We start from the raw sequence: 16,771 nt of genomic DNA, 5'->3' as shown, positions 1-16,771 counted from the left end.
CGACCGAGTCGACGCTTGTCCTGCACGCCCGTCGGACACCGCTCGCAGAGCAAAAATTCAACCTAGGAGCCGTCGCATGCCCGATGCTTCGCACACGCCCGCACCTCGCCCGCCCGATGTCGCCCCCCTCGATGTCGCGATCGTCGGCGGCGGACTCGCGGGACTTTATGCCATTCACCGCCTGCGCAAGCTTGGCCTCAAGGTCCGCGCCTATGAAGCCGGCTCCGGCATCGGCGGCACCTGGTTCTGGAACCGCTATCCAGGCGCGCGCTGCGACGTCGAGAGTCTCGAATACTCCTACAGCTTTTCAGACGAGCTGCAGCAGGAGTGGAAGTGGCCGGAACGCTACGGCACGCAGCCCGAGATCCTGAAGTACATCAACCATGTCGCCGACCGCTTCGACCTGCGCCGGGACGTGCAGCTCGACACCCGCATCAAGTCGGCGCTGTTCGACGGCAAGGCCAACGAATGGACGCTGCGCACCGTCAAGGGCGAGGAGATCCGCGCGCGCTATTGCATCATGGCATCGGGCAATCTCTCGACGCCGCGCGTGCCCGACTTCAAGGGCATCGGAAGCTTCAAAGGCAAGTGGTACCATTCGGGCCTATGGCCGCATGAGGGCGTCGACTTCACCGGGCTGCGGGTCGGTGTCATCGGCACGGGCTCCTCGGGCGTCCAGATGATCCCGCTGATCGCGCAGCAGGCCAAACACCTGCATGTCTTCCAGCGCACCGCCAATTTCAGCCTGCCGGCGCGCAACGCGCCGATGGAGGAAGAGCGCGAGAGCCGCCACAAGGCCGAGTATCCGGCCCGCCGGCGCGCCGCCTACGACACGCCCTTCGCGATCGGCGGCTATCCGCGGCCGACCAAGTCGGCCCTCGAGGTCACCGAGGAAGAGCGCAACGCCGCCTACGAGGCCAAGTGGCAGGAGGGCGGCAGCATCAGCTACCTCTATACCTACACCGACCTGCTGGTGAACAAGGAGGCCAACGACACGGCCTCGGAGTTCGCGCGCAACAAGATCCGCGGCATCGTGAAGGACAAGGCGACGGCCGAGCTGCTGGCGCCCAAGGACCATCCGATCGGCACCAAGCGGCTCTGCCTCGATACGAACTATTACGAGACCTACAATCGCGACAACGTCGTGCTGGTCGACGTCCGCTCCGATCCGATCCAGGAGATCACGGAGAAGGGCGTGCGGACGGGCAAGAAAGAGTACGAACTCGACGCCATCGTCTTCGCCACCGGCTTCGACGCCATGACCGGCGCGCTGCGCGAGATCGACATTCGGACGAGCGAGGGCGCGGTGCTGGCCGACCATTGGGAGGGTGGCCCGCTCACCTATCTCGGCCTGATGGTCTCGGGCTTCCCCAACATGTTCGTCGTCACAGGTCCCGGCAGCCCCGGCGTGAAGACACAGATGATCGCCTCGATCGAGCAGCACGTGGACTGGATCGCCGATGCGCTCGACCATCTCGGCAAGCACCAGCTCGACCGCATCGAACCCTCGCCGCAGGCCGAAGCCGACTGGGTCGGGCACGTCAACGCGGTAGCCGACAGCACCCTCTATCCGCTGGCCAACTCCTGGTACGTCGGCGCCAACATTCCGGGCAAGCCGCGCGTGTTCATGCCCTATGTCGGCGGCTTCGACCGCTACAAGAAGCGCTGCGACGAGATCACCGCCGGCGGCTACGAAGGCTTCACGCTCAGCCGCCACAAAGTCTTGGTGTGAGCGCGTCCTTCGTCCACCACCGCATCGACGCCGCGCCGCGCCGATGGCAGGCCGTTGCCGACCGGCTGGCTGGCGACGGCGCCCGACGCATCGGCGAGGCCGGCGGCCAGCTCTATGGCATCTGGCGCAGCCAGATCGGCCGGCCGCGGGACGAGGTGCAGGCGATCAGCGTCTGGCCCCACGGGACGACGGCGGTGGCGGCCGAACGCGCGCTGCTGGCGACGTCCGACGACATCCGCGCCGTGACCAGCGAGGTCCTGACGCCGACCCTTCGCCCCACCGACACGGTGCCGCCCATCCGTCAGGGCAATTACGCGTTCCGCTGGTTCGCCGTGCCGGAACCGAACTGGCCGGAGTTCCTCGATCTCTGCGCCGCGGCGTGGCCGGGCTTCGAGGGCGCCTACGATTCGCAGGTAGTCGGCCTCTGGCAGGCGACCGGCGACCGCACGGGCACGCGCCCGGACGAGGTGACGGGCGCCGGGCTGCACGGGGGCGTGCGCAGCCTGCTGCTGACCCGCCGGCCCAACCTCGCGATGTGGGAGCGCTCGAAGCTGCCCGAAGGCGAGGCGGAGGCGGCGGTACGCGACAAGCTCAGCCGCCGCTACGACCTCTGCGACTGGACCGTCGTGTCCACCGCGACGCTGCTGACCGCCGTCGACCGCGCCGATACGGCTCGCTGGACCTGAGGGGCCGTCTGACCTGAGCGGCCGCTGGACTCAAGCGGCGCTGCCGCCTATCTCCACGCCGCCATGCCGACGCTGCGTTCCCTGGAAGCTCTCGAGAGCGAGGGCCTCCTGTCGCCCGATCCGCGGCTGCAGGACGCCGCGGAGGCGATGGCGATCGCCGTCACGCCGGAGATGGTCGCCCTGATCGACCGCTCGCGCCTGGCCGACGATCCGATCGCCCGGCAATTCGTGCCGAGCGGCGCCGAGGCCGAGATCGCACCGGACGAGTTGGCCGATCCGATCGGCGACGAGGCGCGCTCGCCCGTGAAGGGCATCGTCCATCGCTATCCCGACCGCGTGCTGCTGAAGCCGCTCCATGTCTGCCCGGTCTATTGCCGCTTCTGCTTCCGCCGCGAGAAGGTGGGCCCGGGCGGCGAGGCCCTGTCGGCCGACGAGCTGGCGGCGGCGCTGGCCTATATCCGCAGCCGGCCGGAAATCTGGGAAGTGATCCTGACCGGCGGCGATCCGCTGATGCTGGCGCCCCGCCGTCTGGCCGAACTGATGGCGGCGCTCGATGCGATCCCGCACGTGGCGATCGTGCGCCTGCACAGCCGCGTGCCGATCGTCGATCCCGAGCGGGTTACCGACGAGCTGGTGCGGGCTCTCAAGCCCGGCCGGGTCGCCGTCTGGCTGGCCGTTCACTGCAATCACGCCCGGGAACTCGCCCCCTCGACCCGCGCGGCCCTCGCACGCCTGGCGGATGCCGGCCTGCCGCTGATGGGCCAGACCGTCCTGCTGAAGGGGGTGAACGACACCGTCGAGACCCTGGAGCAGCTCATGCGCGCGCTCGTGACGGCCCGGGTGAAGCCCTACTACCTGCATCACCCGGACCTGGTGCGCGGCACCGGGCACTTCCGGGTGTCGATCGCGGAGGGGCAGGCGCTGATGAAGGCGCTGCGCGGCCGGCTCTCCGGGCTCGCCCAGCCGACCTACGTGCTGGACGTGCCGGGCGGTCACGGAAAGGTCCCCGTCGGACCCTCCTATCTCGCCGAGGATCCCGGCGCCCTGATCGTCCAGGACGTCTTTGGCGGGCAGCACCGCTACCCGTCAGGGTGATCCCTTAGCCATTAGAATTTTTCGGGAGCGCCTCAGCGACGGCCGCTCGCGGTGAGTGCCGGACGTACCGTTCGCGCCTGCGGCGCGGCCAGCTCCTCGACCAGCCATTCCTCGAAGGCCTTGGTCTTGGGACGGCTGACCGACGCGGGCGGACAGACGAACCACCACGCCTTGCCGCTGTCGACGATCTGCTCGAACGGCTGGAACAGCCGCCCCACCGACAACTCCTCGCGAAAGAGCTGCGGCGGCCCCACGGCCACGCCCGCGCCTTCCATCGCGGCTTCCACCGCGATCATCGTCGAGTCGAAGGTGAGCACGCGCTTGGGCTTGAAGTCGCCGAGGCCCACGGCGCGCAGCCAGATCGGCCATTCGGGATCGTGCGTCATGTCGATGAAGGGCACACGCTTCAGATCGTCGAGCGTCTTCAGCTTGTCATGGTAGCGCTTGCCGCAGAGCGGCGTCAGCACGTCGCTGAACAGCCTCGTTGCATGCAGTTCGGGCTCCGGCTGCACGGTGAATCGGATCGCACAGTCGACATCCTCGCGCGCGAAGTCGACGCGCTTCTGGCTCGTCGTCATGCGCACCTCGATCTCGGGATGCTTGGCCTGGAAGCGATGCAGACGCGGCACCAGCCAACCCAGCGCGAAGGTCGTGACGAGGCTCACGTTCAGCGTGCCGGAGTTGGCCTTGCGACCCACCCGCTCCAGCGCATTGGTCATGCGGTCGAAGGCATCGCGCAGATCCGGTAGCAGCGCCTCGCCCTCGCTGGTGATCTCGAGGCCGCGCGGACGGCGCACGAACAGCGCGACGCCGAGCCTCTCCTCGAGCGCCTTCACCTGGTGGCTGACGGCGGCCTGGGTGACGTGAAGCTCCTCGGCGGCGTGGGTGAAACTGGCGTGACGGGCGGCAGCCTCGAAGGCGCGCAAGGCATTGAGCGGTAGTTGCGAACGGCTCATCTAGGACACTCGATCATAGAAATTCTATGCCTCCCCCCAGCTTTCATCCTTTGCAAGTATCCACAGGATACAGCAAATACAGCCCAGAAACGAGGCGCAACTGCCGATCCCCGGCCTCATCGCCTCAAGCGGAGCTAAGTCATGTCGATCGTATCCAACGTGCGGGTCTCCCGCGCGGATGCCCCTTCCTTCTCGTTCGGCCGCGCCGTCGCGCTGCTGGCGGGCACGGTCGTGGTCGGGATCGAGAAAATCATGACCCGAGCCGAACTCGCCCGCTCGCGAAATCAGCTGGCCCAGCTGGACGAGCGACTGCTGCGAGATATCGGCATCGACCGGGCCACCGCCCGGTTCGAGGCCACCAAGCCTTTCTGGTCCTAGACCGGAATTGCCGGCGGGCGCCGGATAGAGCAAGTTCGGGTCGTGGTGCTTTGATGGCGCCATGACCCAACACCCTCTCGCCTTCCCCGCCGTGGCCCTCGCCACTTCTCTCCTTCCCGATCCGGAAACCTGCTGGGCCGCCGTCCAGCGGCGTGACCGCGTCTACAACGGCAGGTTCTGGTTCTCGGTCAAGACGACCGGGGTCTATTGCCTGCCGTCGTGCGCGGCGCGTCCGCCCCTGCGGCGCAACGTCGACTTCCACGCCTCGCCCGAGGCGGCGGAGGCGGCGGGTTTCCGTGCGTGCAAGCGATGCAAGCCGCGCGACTGGATCTTGGGGAAGGGGGCCGATCTCGGCCTCAGCCGGCCGGTCGCCCAGGCCTGCGCGCTGTTCGACGCCGCCGATGCCGACACCCCGCCTTCTTTGGCCGAGGTGGCGCGAAAGGTCGGCCTGTCGAGCGGCGCGCTGGGCAAACGCTTCCTGGCCGAACTGGGCGTCAATCCGCGCGACTGGCTGGTAGCGCGCAAGCGCGAGCGCTTCCGCAGCGCCCTGCGGGGGGGCGCCAGCGTGGCCGACGCGCTCTATGGCGCGGGCTACGGCTCGCCCAGTCGCGTCTACGAAAACAGCGACAAGGCGCTGGGCATGACGCCCGCGACCTATGCGCGGGGCGGCGCCGGCGCCCAGATCGACTACACCATGGCCGACTCTGAGTATGGCCGCGTCCTGGTGGCCGCGACCCGGAAGGGAATCGCCGCCGTGTTCCTGGGCGACGACGACCGATCGCTCGAGAAGAGCCTGAAGCAGGACTTTCCCGCCGCCGAGCTGCAGCGCAACGACGCCGGCCTGGGCCCGCGCGTGAAAGCCGTGCTGTCGCGGCTCTACGGCCGCAAGCCGACGGCGCTGGATGCACCCGACGTGCCGCTCGATATCGTGGGCACAGCCTTCCAGTGGAAGGTCTGGAAGGCGCTGACCGAGATCCCGGCCGGCGAGACCCGCACCTATGGAGAGATCGCCCGCAGCATCGGCGAGCCCAAGGCGGCGCGCGCGGTGGGACGCGCCTGTGCGACCAACCAGGCCGCCCTGGTCATCCCCTGCCATCGCGCCGTGGGATCGAGCGGCGCGCTGACCGGCTATCGCTGGGGCGTCGCGCGCAAGGAACGGCTGCTGGCCGAGGAGCGCCGGCGCAGCAGCAGGTAGAAGGCGCCGGTGCCGCCATGATGGGCGTGGGCGGCGCGGACCGCCCTCACCCGCTCGCGATTGTCGCCGCGATTGAGCCAGCCCACGAACTCGCCGCGGATGCGGCCGTCGATCGTGCGCCCGCTCTCTTCGCGCAGGCCCTTGCCAGTCACCACCAGCACGACCCGCATGTCCTGCGCCGATACCCTGGCCAGGAAGGCCGTCACCGCCCGCTCCGCCGCCGCGAGCGTCATGCCGTGCAGGTCGATCGTGGCCTCCGGCACCAGCTTGCGCCGCGACAGGGCGCGCGAGACGTCGCGGTCGAACTGGCGGTCGTCGGCCGACAGGTCGGGAACGCTGGGCCTGGCGGGCCGTGGCCGAGGCCTGGGGGCAGGAATCGCGGGGGGAGCCGCCGCAGCCGTGCCCGCGACCGGCTTGCCGGCGGCCCTGGACCCCGCCCGGGCTTCAACCGCCGGAACGCGTGCGGCGGCAGCCCGCTTTCGCTTGAGCGGCTTCACGTCGGCCATCGCCGCTGCGAACAATTCGACGTCCTTCACCATGCCATTTCGTCTAGCCTTGGCCGTGAGGCGGGTCTACACAGCCCGCCATGGCCATCGCGCCCCCCCTTCGGCCCAACGGCCCGCCCCAACCCGATCCCGACCTCCAGACCGGCCTCCAGTATCTGCGCGCCGGCTGGTACGACCGCGCCGAGCTGCTGTTCAAGAGCGCGCGCGTCCGGCACGGCGACCGGCCCGACATCCTGCACTATCTCGCCGTCTGCCTGTCGCAGCGCGGGGCGGTGAAGGAAGCCGAGACGCTGTGGCGCAAGGCCGTGGCTAAGGATCCGAACGAGCCGATGCTGCTCTACAATCTCGGTCTGGCCGCCCGGCGCCTCGGCAATCTCGACGAGGCAGCGCGCCGGTTTCGGGACACGATCCGCCAGGCCCCCACTCATGTCGAGGCCCGCCTGGCGCTGGCCTCGGTCCATATGGATACCGGCCGCTTCGCCGCCGCCGAGCGCGAACTGTCGGAGTTCGTGGCCAATGTCGACCGCGCCATCCATGAACATCAGACCGACGAGCTGAAGCCGCTTCAGGCGCGCGCCCGAAACATGCTGGGCTATGCCCTCTATCGCCTGGGCCGGCATTCGGCGGCGATCGAGGTGTTCGACATGGCCCTGCAGGATGCCGGCGACAATGCCGAGCGCCGTGGCCAGATCCTCGGCGACCGCTCGCTCTCCCTCGCGGCCCTCGGCCACTACGACGAAGCCATTGCCGAGGCCGGCCGGGCGCTCGAGCTGGCGCCGACCAGCGCCACGCTCAATCATACGCTGGGCTACGTCCTCTACTTCAGCGGCCGCCCGAGCGACGCCATTGCGATGATCGAGAAGGCGCTCGAACTCGATCCGGCGTTCGCCGCCGCCTACAACACCCTGGCGCTGGCCCGTGCGGCCGCCGGCCAGACCGAGCAGGCCGCCGAGATTCTCGCGAAGGTCCTCGAACGCAACCCTCTCGATCAGGAGACGATCCTCCAGCTCTCCAACCTGCATCTGCAGGCCGGACGCTTCGACGAGGCCACCCGGATTCTGGGGCCCTACCTGGGGGCCGTGTCGGGGGACGCCCGGGCGATGAACAATCAGGGCCTGGCGCTGCTCGGGCTCAAGCGCTTCGACGATGCGCGGCGCATCCTGAAGAAGGCGGCGAAGATTTCACCCGACGAGCCCTTCGTGCAGACGAACTACGGCCGCGCCTTGATGGGCCTGGGCCGGGCCGCCGAAGCGCGGCCGCACCATGAGCAGGCGTTGCGCGCCCTGCCCGACGATACACGGTTGCTGGCGCACTATGGCATCTGCCTCGCGGCGCTGGGCGAGCTCGACAGGGCCCGCGAAACCCTCGACGCCGCCCTGGCGGCCGACCCGAACAACGAGGAAGCCCTGCTCGCGCGCGCAGGCCTCGACGCATGAGCAGCGGCGCCGATCGTCTGGCCGAGGTCAAGGGCCACATCGCCGAGGCCGCGCTCGCTTCGGGTCGTTCCCCCTCCGACGTCACCCTGGTCGCGGTCTCGAAGACGCATGGCGCGGACCGCGTTCGCGAACTTCTGGACGTCGGCCATCGCGTGTTCGGCGAGAACCGCGTTCAGGAAGCCGAAGGCAAGTTCCCGGAGCTCAAGGCGGCCTGGCCCGACCTCGAATTGCACCTGATCGGCCCATTGCAGACCAACAAGGCGCGCGACGCCGTCGCGCTGTTCGACGTCATCCAGTCGGTGGACCGCGATCGGCTGGCCGCTGCGCTCGTCAAGGAGATGGACAAGCTCGGCCGTCGCCCGGCCTGCTATATCCAGGTCAACACCGGCGAGGAGCCGCAGAAGGCGGGCATCCTCCCGAAGGATGTCGACGCCTTCGTCGCCCAGTGTCGCGACCAGTACAGACTGCCGATCGTCGGCCTGATGTGCATCCCGCCGGTCGACGAGGAGCCGGCCCTGCACTTCGCACTGCTCGCCAAGATGGCGGCCCGCAACGGCCTGGCTAAGCTCAGCATGGGCATGAGCGCCGATTACGAGACCGCGGTCCGCATGGGCGCCACCCATGTCCGCGTCGGCAGCGCCCTGTTCGGCTCACGCCCGCCGCTGCAACCCGCGCCGTAGGACCGGATCGAGCCCGCGATCAGAGCGCGATCTTGAGGTCCAGGATCAGCGGAAGATGGTCGCTGCCGATGTCCGGTCCCACACGACGACTGACGATACCGATTCCGGAACTCACGAGGGCGTGGTCGATCGGCAAACCGATCCCGGTATTCGCCAGCCACCAGGTCGCGATCGACGGCGAAGTGCGTGGACGCTCGGCCGGCAGGATGGCCGTGTCCCACAGTCCGCTTTGCGTCGTCAGCCGGTCGAAGGCCGGCGAAAAAGGCGTGAGGTTGAGGTCGCCGACCAGGGCGACCCGCTCGCCCTCTTCGAGATGCCGGCGCGCCACGGCCGCGGCATGGGCGAGTTGGCGGTCGCGGGCCTCGGTCCAGGACGGCCCCGGCCGCCAGGCATGCAGGCCGAGCAGAGTGAGACAACCCGATTCCACCGGGCACAGCCGCGCCACCATCAACGGTGCGTAGTCGCCCATCGCCAGATCGAATTTCAGCGACTCGGGTGGCTTCTTGGCGAGCAGCATGATTCCGTACGCGTTGGCGCGGGGCGGTGCCGACTGGAAGGGCAGCAAGGGCGCCATGTCACGCAGGACGGCATCGTGAACCGGGTCGAGCTCCGTCAGCACCACGATATCGGGCTTTTCCGTCTCGATCAGACGCCGCAGGGCCTCCAGATCGGTGTTCCGATGATGCAGGTTTGCCCAGATGAGGCGCACCATGGGGCCGCTCTGCGGCTGAAGATCGGTCGGCGGCAGGTGGATGTGCGGCCACACGACCGAAAGGCTCGCCGCGGCGACCAGAGACGCCAGCCCGGCGGTGGGCCACTGGCGGAGACCGAGCGCCAGCAGGGCCAGCGCCGCACCGCCCAACAGGAGATAAACATGGAAATGGCTCAGCAGCTCGAAGGCCCAGTGCCAAGGCGCCAGCCACGACAGAGCCGCCACCAGCGAAAGAGCCACGACGAGCATGGTCAGGGCCGGTCGCAGGACGTTTAATGCGCGCTGTTGCTCCCTCATTGACTGCACTGTACATGGCCGCCGCGCATGCCTGAACTTCCTGAAGTAGAGACCGTCCGGCGCGGGTTGATGCCGCGCCTGGTCGGCCGGCGGATCGTGCGGCTTCAGCAGCGTCGGGCAGACCTGCGGGTGCCCCTGCCGGCGAAATTCGCCGCCCGGGTCGAGGGCCGCACGGTCACGGCCATCGACCGGCGGGCGAAGTACCTGCTGATCCGGCTCGACGACGGCCAGACGCTGATCGTCCATCTCGGCATGTCGGGCCGCATGACCCTGCACGATGCCGAAAGCGCCGCCAGCCATCCGCTCGACCGGCATGACCATATCGTGTTCGACATGGACGATGGCTGGCAGGTTCGCTTCAACGACGCCCGTCGTTTCGGACTGATGGTTCTCGAGGCGAACGAGGCGGTGGCCGGCCACAAGTATTTCAAGAGCCTCGGCCCCGAGCCGCTCGACGACGCCTTCACCGGCGATGTCCTGGCCGCCCGCCTCGCGGGCCGCAGGACGCCGATCAAGGCGGCACTGCTCGACCAGAAGACTCTGGTGGGCGTCGGCAACATCTATGCGTGCGAGGCGCTGTTCCTGGCCGGCATCTCGCCGCGCCGGTCCGCCCACACGGTCAAGGGGGAGCGTGCGGGTCGCCTGGTCGAGGCGATCAAGCTCGTGCTGAACCGTTCGATCGCGGACGGAGGGTCGACCCTGCGCGACCATGTTCAGCCCGGCGGCGAACTCGGCTATTTCCAGACGCGCTTCAACGTCTACGACCGGGCCGGCATCGCCTGCCCGACCCGCGACTGCGGCCATACGGTTCGCCGTCTCGTGCAGGCCGGCAGATCCACCTTCTATTGCGCCCGCTGCCAGCGCTAAGACACGCTCGAGGAGATGACGAAATGACCACGGCATACGAGAACATCCAGACCGAAACCAAGGGCCGCGTCGGGATCATCCGGCTGAACCGCCCTAAGGCGCTGAATGCGCTTTGCGCCGATCTGGTGCGCGAGCTCGGTCAGGCGCTCGATGGATTCGAAGCCGATCCCGGCATCGGGTGCATGGTCCTCACCGGAAGCGACAAGGCCTTCGCGGCCGGCGCCGACATCAAGGAGATGAAGGAGAAGACCTATCAGGACGTCTTCCTGCAGGACTTCATCACCGTCGGCTGGGAGCGGGTGAGCCAGGTCCGCAAGCCGATCGTCGCCGCCGTTGCCGGCTACGCCCTGGGCGGCGGCTGCGAGATGGCCATGATGTGCGACTTCATCATTGCTGCGGACAACGCCAAGTTCGGCCAGCCCGAGATCACGCTCGGCACCATCCCCGGCGCGGGCGGCACCCAGCGCCTGCCGCGCTTCGTCGGCAAGTCGAAGGCGATGGACATGGTCCTGACCGGCCGCATGATGGACGCGGCCGAGGCCGAGCGCTGCGGCCTGGTCAGCCGGGTCGTGCCCCTGGCCCAGCTGATGGACGATGCCATCGCCACCGCCGAGAAGATCGCGGGCATGTCCCTGCCCGCCACCATGGTCGCCAAGGAAGCCGTCAATCGCGCCTTCGAAACGACCCTTTCGGAAGGCATTCGCTTCGAGCGACGGACTTTTCACGCAACTTTTGCCTTCGACGACCGGTCCGAAGGCATGGCGGCCTTCGCCGAGAAGCGCAAGCCGGGCTGGAAAAACCGCTGATTTGGCGGGTTTGGCGCGCTTGACCGGCCCCCATGCGGCCCGTATAAGCGCGCCCTTCGAGCAACGAGGACTATTATGGCTAATCACAAGTCGGCCGAGAAGCGCGCCCGCCAGACCGAGCGCCGCACCGCCGTGAATACGGCCCGCCGCAGCCGCGTCCGCGGATCGGTGAAGAAGGTCGAGGAGGCGATTGCATCCGGTGACCAGAAGGCTGCCCAGGAGGCTCTCCGTCTGGCCCAGCCGGAAATCCAGCGTGGCGCCACCAAGCGCATCGTGACCAAGAACGCCGCCTCGCGCCGCGTGTCGCGACTGTCGGCGCGCATCAAGGCGATGGCCTGACGCTTTCTGCTTCTTCGCTTCAGAGATTGTGAACGCCGCTCCTTCGAGCGGCGTTTTCTTTTGGGGCGATGACGAAGCCAAGACTCCTTCGCGAAAAAAATTCTCGGCGCTTTTCTCCAATGATCGTTTGGTGGTCGATTGGCCGACCGACATACGATTCGAATTTATCGAACGATGAGCGACGACGAGCGCTAGATGTTGAGCGACGCAACGCGACGTGTGGTTCGCAAAATCGACTCGAACAACTTGTCAATCGAGTCACCCTGCGAAGTGGCTGAATAGCGTGTGGTGTTGGGCGAGTGAATCGTTTGCGCGCTTCGGAGAGTCTGGATAAGACTCGGCCATCGCGACGGGGCGTGGGGCGCTTGGATCGCGAGCCAGATGGAGAAGAGGGGATTCCTCTCCATCGAAACGACGAACGTGGGAGACAGGTGCACAACGCTTCGCAAGTTCGACGATCGATAAGAAGATGAAGCGTCCTATAAGCGACGCTCGCTGAAAATCCCTCGTTCCCTCTTGCTGTGTTGTGTGTCGCCTTCGTTTGGTGGCTCGCCAGACAACGCCTCGCTTCGACGAATGAAAGCGGGGGCCATGTCGAAAGACAACAAGATCGCAGACACGTTCGAAGTGTCCCCCGCTGCCGGCTACGCCGGTGACGTGAGTCCTGCGGTAGCCTGGAAGATCCTCGGCGAACACAAGGACGCGATCCTGATCGACGTACGCACCCGCGCCGAGTGGAACTATGTGGGTGTGCCCGACCTGGCCAGCCTGGAGAAAAAGCCGGCCCTGGTCGAATGGCAGATCTTCCCGAGCATGCAGGTCAATCCGGAATTCGTCGACGCCCTTTCGGGAGCGCTGGCGGACAAGACGGTTCCGCTGCTCTTTCTGTGTCGAAGCGGGGTGAGATCGGTCGCGGCGGCGAAAGCCATCTCCGCGGCCGGATACAGTACGTGTCTCAATGTGGCAGACGGCTTTGAGGGGCCTCTCGATGCGCACGGCAAGCGCGGCGCAACGAGGGGATGGAAGGCAGCGGGGCTTCCGTGGAGACAGACGTGAACCGAATTCAATCGCCGATCCAAGGCAACAATAACAACGCAGTATTCGAGACCAACATCGTGGCGGGGGCAGGTATGGAAGATGGGGCGGGCCGAAAGGAGCTCGAAGCGCACTGGGCGCGCGTCTGTGATCGGCTTCGCAAGGAAATCGGGGACAAGGCCTTCAAGACGTGGTTCGGGGAAGTCGAACTGGGTGAACTGAAGGACGGCAAGCTGCGCCTCTACGCCCCGACCCGCTTCGTGCGCGACTGGGTCGGCCGTCACTATGGCGACCGCGTGCTCGCCTACTGGCAGTCGGTAATGCCCGACGTGAAGAACGTCGAGGTGAACCTCGTGCCGCCGCCGGCCCCGCGCCGTCCGAACGAGATCATCGCGATGCCGCCGGTGCCGTCGTCGCACAGCCATCAGCCGCCGATGCCCCGCATGGGCCCGTCGATCGGCCGCGGCGCCGACGAACTCTCGCAGGCCCCCGAAGGTCGCTACACCTTCGCCAACTTCGTGGTCGGCAAGCCCAACGAGTTCGCCTATGCGGCGGCGCGCAACATTTCCGAACAGGACATGCCGCTGCCCGAGCGCAACCCGCTCTACATCTTCGGCGGCGTCGGTCTCGGCAAGACCCACCTGATGCATGCGATCTGGCATGTCATCCGCGAGCGCGATCCCAAGACCCGCGTTCTCTATCTGACGGCCGAGAGCTTCGTGAACCGCTTCATCCAGGCGCTGCGCACCAAGAACACCGGCCAGTTCAAGGAGCTGTTCCGCAACGTCGACGTGCTGATGGTCGACGATGTGCAGTTCATCTGCGGCAAGGAAGCGAGCCAGGACGAATTCTTCTTCACGTTCAATTCGCTGGTGGAGCAGAACAAGCAGATCATCCTGTCCTCGGAGAAGCCGCCGAGCGAGCTGCAGGACATCGAGGAGCGTATGCGCTCGCGGCTGGGCAGCGGCCTCGTGGCCGACATCCATTCCTCGACCTACGAGCTGCGCCTCTCGATCCTCCAGACCAAGGCCGAGAATGCCCGCGTACCGGTGCCGGCGAACGTGCTCGAGTTCCTCGCGCACAAGATCAGCACCAACATCCGCGAGCTCGAGGGCGCACTCAACCGCGTCGTCGCGCACGGCCAGCTGATCGGTCGCGAGATCACCGTCGAGATGGCGCAGGACGTGCTGCACGACCTGCTGCGCCAGGCCGACCGCAAGGTCACGGTCGATGAGATCCAGCAGCGGGTCGCCTCGCACTACAACATCAAGCTCGCGGAGATGAGCTCGCCCCGGCGAGCCCGCTCCGTGGCCCGGCCGCGCCAGGTGGCGATGTATCTGGCCAAGCAGCTCACCACGCTGAGCCTGCCGCAGATCGGCAAGCGCTTCGGCAACCGCGACCACACCACGGTGATGCACGCCGTGCGCAAGATCGAGGAACTCAAGGTCTCCGACCTGTCGATCGCCGAGGACGTCGAACTGCTGAAACGCCAGCTGCAGGGCTGAGCCCTTCGGACGCAATTGAAGGCGGGCCCCGGAAGGGGCCCGTTCTGCGTCGGGAGGCAGGCCTAAGGGCCTCAAAATACGGGCGAATTCGCTTCCCGATGCGACATCGCGTGGTATAGTCTCCGACCGTTCCGCCGGGACTTCCGCAACCGGTGAAGCGGGGTGTCTGAACCGCGTATTTTGGCCCTCGTTATAGCGACCAACCCATGAAACTGACGATCGAACGGGCAGCCCTTCTGAAGGCGCTCGCCCATGTGCAGAGTGTGGTCGAACGGCGGAACACGATTCCCATCCTGTCCAACGTGCTGGTCACCGCCCACAAGGGCCGGCTGAGCCTGGCTGCGACCGACATGGACCTGGCAATCACCGAGTCGGTGGAAGCGAACGCGTCCAAGACCGGATCCACCACGGCCCCGGCCCACACGCTCTACGAGATCGTCCGCAAGCTGCCCGATGGCTCCCAGGTCGAACTCGAATCGGCCTCCGACGACAGCAGCCTGGTCATCCGGGCCGGACGCTCGCGCTTCACGCTCCAGTGCCTGCCGGCAGCCGACTTCCCGGCGATGAGCGAGGGCGACCTGCCGCACCGGTTCCAGCTTCCGGCGACTGACCTCAAGGGCATCATCGACCGCACCCGGTTCGCGATCTCCAACGAGGAAACCCGCTATTACCTGAACGGAATCTACTTCCACGCCGCGACCGCGGGCGGGACCCAGGTCCTGCGCGGCGTGGCGACCGACGGCCATCGCCTCGCCCGGGTCGAGGTGCCGCTGCCCAAGGGCGCCGGCGAGATCCCGGGCGTGATCGTGCCGCGCAAGACCGTGGGCGAGGTCCGCAAGCTGCTCGACGAGAGCGATGGTACGGTCGATGTCGAGCTCAGCGACACCCGCATCCGCTTCTCCACCGGCAACGTCACCCTGGTCAGCAAGCTGATCGACGGCACCTTCCCCGATTACGAGCGCGTCATCCCGACCGGCAACGACAAGATCCTGAACGTGCCGTGCAAGGAATTCGCGCATGCCGTCGACCGCGTCTCGACCATCTCCACGGAAAAGTCGCGCGCCATCAAGCTGGCGGTCGCCAAGGGCGTCGTGACGCTCTCGGCCACCAGCCCGGATGCCGGCAGCGCCACCGAGGAGATCGAGGTCGAGTACAAGGATACCGCCCTCGAGATCGGCTTCAATTCGCGTTACCTGCTGGACATCACCGAGCAGATCGCGGGCGCCGAAGCGCGCTTCCTGATGGCCGATGCCGGCTCGCCCACCCTGGTGCGCGACGGTGCCGACGAGAGCGCGCTCTACGTGCTCATGCCGATGCGGGTATGACGGCACAGGCCATCAGCGCCCTCGCCTATTCTTCCGACGCCGTATCGGGCGCTGCGCCGGCACTCCTTGCCGTGCGCCAGCTTCGCCTTACCCATTTCCGCAACTATCGGCAGCTCCGCCTCGACTGCGGCTTCGAGCCTGTCGTCCTGGTCGGCGCCAACGGGGCGGGCAAGACAAACCTGCTCGAGGCGCTGTCCTATCTGGCGCCCGGCCGCGGCCTGCGGCGCGCGCGGCTCGAGGATGTGTGTTGCCGATCCCGCGCCGGGGACCCTCCGGCTGCCGGCTGGGCGGTCGCTGCGACCCTGGATACGCCCGACGGTCGGGTCGCCATCGGCACCGGTCTCGAAGCCGGCCGCAGCGACGGCGGCCTGCCCCGCCGTGTCGTGCGGATCGACGGCCGGCCGATGCAGAGCCAGACCGCGCTCGGCCAGCACGTCGCAGCGGTATGGCTGACGCCGCAGCTCGACCGCCTGTTCCTCGACGGCACGTCGGAGCGCCGGCGCTTCCTCGACCGGCTGGTGACGGCGCTGCATCCCGAACATGCCGGCGACGTCGCGGCTTACGAGAATGCGATGCGCCAGCGGTCACGGCTGCTCGGCGAAGGCAACCGCGATCCGCACTGGTTCACGGCGCTGGAAGACACGATGGCCCGCCACGGTGTGGCCCTGGCCGCGGCGCGCGCCGACACGGTGCAGCGTCTCGACGCCGCCGCGCGGCTGGGCGTCGGCCCTTTCCCGAGAGCGTCGCTCGCCATGGCCGGCGAGGTCGACGGCTGGGTGGCGACGATGGCGGCGATCGATGTCGAAGACCGGCTGCGCCGCGAACTGGCCGCGAGCCGGTCGCGCGATGCCGACGCCGGCACCACCTCGTACGGCCCCCATCGCAGCGACCTCGCGGTGCGCCATCTCGATCTCGACCTGCCGGCGGCCGAAGGGTCGACCGGCCAGCAGAAGGCTGTCCTCGTCTCGATCGCACTGGCGCATGCAAGGCTGGTGGCCCTGGCGCGCAGCCGGCCGCCGCTGCTCCTGCTCGATGAAATCGCGGCCCATCTCGATGCGGAGCGCCGTCTGGCGCTGTTCGACGAGGTGGTGGCGCTCGGCGTCCAGAGCTGGATGACCGGCACCGATGCCGAACTCTTTGCGCCGCTTGCCGGTCGCGCGCAGATCCTGCGCGTCGTCGACGGCTCGATCGCGGCGGTCTGAACACCTTTCCGAAAGCCAG

17 protein-coding genes are annotated in these 16,771 nt (G+C 67.6%); 14 read left to right on the top strand and 3 right to left on the bottom strand.

Annotated features, from left to right (window positions below):
- Window positions 1-76 precede the first annotated feature (76 nt).
- The 3 genes from ACP15H_RS25515 (at window position 77) to ACP15H_RS25505 (ending at window position 3,513) form a co-directional block, all read left to right on the top strand.
- On the top strand, window positions 77-1,732 hold the full coding sequence (locus tag ACP15H_RS25515; protein ID WP_425068936.1) for a flavin-containing monooxygenase: 1,656 nt from the start codon (window positions 77-79) through the stop codon (window positions 1,730-1,732).
- Window positions 1,729-2,418 carry a hypothetical protein gene (locus ACP15H_RS25510; RefSeq protein WP_425068935.1) on the top strand — a complete coding sequence of 230 codons (690 nt, stop codon included), beginning with the start codon at window positions 1,729-1,731 and terminating at the stop codon, window positions 2,416-2,418. Before ACP15H_RS25515 ends, ACP15H_RS25510 begins: the two co-directional genes overlap by 4 nt.
- Window positions 2,419-2,481: 63 nt before the next feature.
- On the top strand, window positions 2,482-3,513 hold the full coding sequence (locus ACP15H_RS25505; protein WP_425068934.1) for a lysine-2,3-aminomutase-like protein: 1,032 nt from the start codon (window positions 2,482-2,484) through the stop codon (window positions 3,511-3,513).
- A 32-nt stretch (window positions 3,514-3,545) separates the two neighbouring features.
- On the opposite strand, the gene gcvA is transcribed toward ACP15H_RS25505, so the two are convergent.
- Entirely contained in the window at window positions 3,546-4,469 is a 924-nt protein-coding gene (gene gcvA / locus ACP15H_RS25500; RefSeq protein ID WP_422009546.1) for a transcriptional regulator GcvA, read from the bottom strand.
- Window positions 4,470-4,610: 141 nt separating this feature from the next.
- On the opposite strand from gcvA, the gene ACP15H_RS25495 reads away from it, so the two are divergent.
- A complete protein-coding gene (locus ACP15H_RS25495) occupies window positions 4,611-4,847 on the top strand; it encodes a DUF1127 domain-containing protein (protein ID WP_425068933.1) in 237 nt (78 codons plus the stop codon).
- A 61-nt stretch (window positions 4,848-4,908) separates the two neighbouring features.
- Window positions 4,909-6,042 carry a bifunctional DNA-binding transcriptional regulator/O6-methylguanine-DNA methyltransferase Ada gene (gene ada, locus ACP15H_RS25490; protein WP_425068932.1) on the top strand — a complete coding sequence of 378 codons (1,134 nt, stop codon included), beginning with the start codon at window positions 4,909-4,911 and terminating at the stop codon, window positions 6,040-6,042.
- Here ada and ACP15H_RS25485 read toward each other — a convergent pair.
- Window positions 5,976-6,581, bottom strand: a complete 606-nt coding sequence (locus ACP15H_RS25485) for a Smr/MutS family protein (protein WP_425068931.1) — start codon at window positions 6,579-6,581, stop codon at window positions 5,976-5,978. The genes ada and ACP15H_RS25485 overlap by 67 nt on opposite strands.
- A gap of 47 nt (window positions 6,582-6,628) precedes the next feature.
- Between ACP15H_RS25485 and ACP15H_RS25480 the strand changes: the two genes are divergently transcribed.
- Complete coding sequence (locus ACP15H_RS25480) at window positions 6,629-7,984, top strand: tetratricopeptide repeat protein (RefSeq protein ID WP_425068930.1); 1,356 nt, start codon at window positions 6,629-6,631, stop codon at window positions 7,982-7,984.
- A complete protein-coding gene (locus ACP15H_RS25475) occupies window positions 7,981-8,664 on the top strand; it encodes a YggS family pyridoxal phosphate-dependent enzyme (protein ID WP_425068929.1) in 684 nt (227 codons plus the stop codon). The genes ACP15H_RS25480 and ACP15H_RS25475 overlap by 4 nt, the downstream gene beginning before the upstream one ends.
- A 19-nt stretch (window positions 8,665-8,683) precedes the next feature.
- Here ACP15H_RS25475 and ACP15H_RS25470 read toward each other — a convergent pair whose 3' ends face one another.
- Entirely contained in the window at window positions 8,684-9,673 is a 990-nt protein-coding gene (locus tag ACP15H_RS25470) for an endonuclease/exonuclease/phosphatase family protein (protein WP_425068928.1), read from the bottom strand.
- 27 nt (window positions 9,674-9,700) lie between these two features.
- Between ACP15H_RS25470 and mutM the strand changes: the two genes are divergently transcribed.
- The 7 genes from mutM (at window position 9,701) to recF (ending at window position 16,752) form a co-directional block, all read left to right on the top strand.
- Window positions 9,701-10,540, top strand: a complete 840-nt coding sequence (mutM, locus tag ACP15H_RS25465) for a bifunctional DNA-formamidopyrimidine glycosylase/DNA-(apurinic or apyrimidinic site) lyase (protein WP_425068927.1) — start codon at window positions 9,701-9,703, stop codon at window positions 10,538-10,540.
- A 23-nt stretch (window positions 10,541-10,563) separates the two neighbouring features.
- A complete protein-coding gene (locus ACP15H_RS25460) occupies window positions 10,564-11,346 on the top strand; it encodes an enoyl-CoA hydratase (RefSeq protein WP_425068926.1) in 783 nt (260 codons plus the stop codon).
- A gap of 75 nt (window positions 11,347-11,421) precedes the next feature.
- Complete coding sequence (rpsT, locus tag ACP15H_RS25455) at window positions 11,422-11,685, top strand: 30S ribosomal protein S20 (RefSeq protein ID WP_425068925.1); 264 nt, start codon at window positions 11,422-11,424, stop codon at window positions 11,683-11,685.
- Between the two features lie 591 nt (window positions 11,686-12,276).
- Window positions 12,277-12,741: a rhodanese-like domain-containing protein gene (locus ACP15H_RS25450; protein WP_425068924.1), complete on the top strand. Its 465-nt coding sequence runs from the start codon at window positions 12,277-12,279 to the stop codon at window positions 12,739-12,741.
- The gene (gene dnaA, locus ACP15H_RS25445) at window positions 12,738-14,225 is read left to right on the top strand and encodes a chromosomal replication initiator protein DnaA (RefSeq protein WP_425068923.1); all 1,488 of its coding nucleotides are present in this window, start codon (window positions 12,738-12,740) and stop codon (window positions 14,223-14,225) included. The genes ACP15H_RS25450 and dnaA overlap by 4 nt, the downstream gene beginning before the upstream one ends.
- A gap of 206 nt (window positions 14,226-14,431) precedes the next feature.
- On the top strand, window positions 14,432-15,550 hold the full coding sequence (dnaN, locus tag ACP15H_RS25440) for a DNA polymerase III subunit beta (RefSeq protein ID WP_425068922.1): 1,119 nt from the start codon (window positions 14,432-14,434) through the stop codon (window positions 15,548-15,550).
- Entirely contained in the window at window positions 15,547-16,752 is a 1,206-nt protein-coding gene (gene recF, locus ACP15H_RS25435; RefSeq protein WP_425068921.1) for a DNA replication/repair protein RecF, read from the top strand. Before dnaN ends, recF begins: the two co-directional genes overlap by 4 nt.
- Window positions 16,753-16,771 lie beyond the last annotated feature (19 nt).

Origin of the sequence: Reyranella sp. (genome assembly GCF_965249915.1) — a bacterium.
Classification (GTDB): domain Bacteria; phylum Pseudomonadota; class Alphaproteobacteria; order Reyranellales; family Reyranellaceae; genus Reyranella.
Note: the sequence above shows the minus strand (reverse complement) of the source record. Positions and strands in the feature narration are given on the sequence as shown.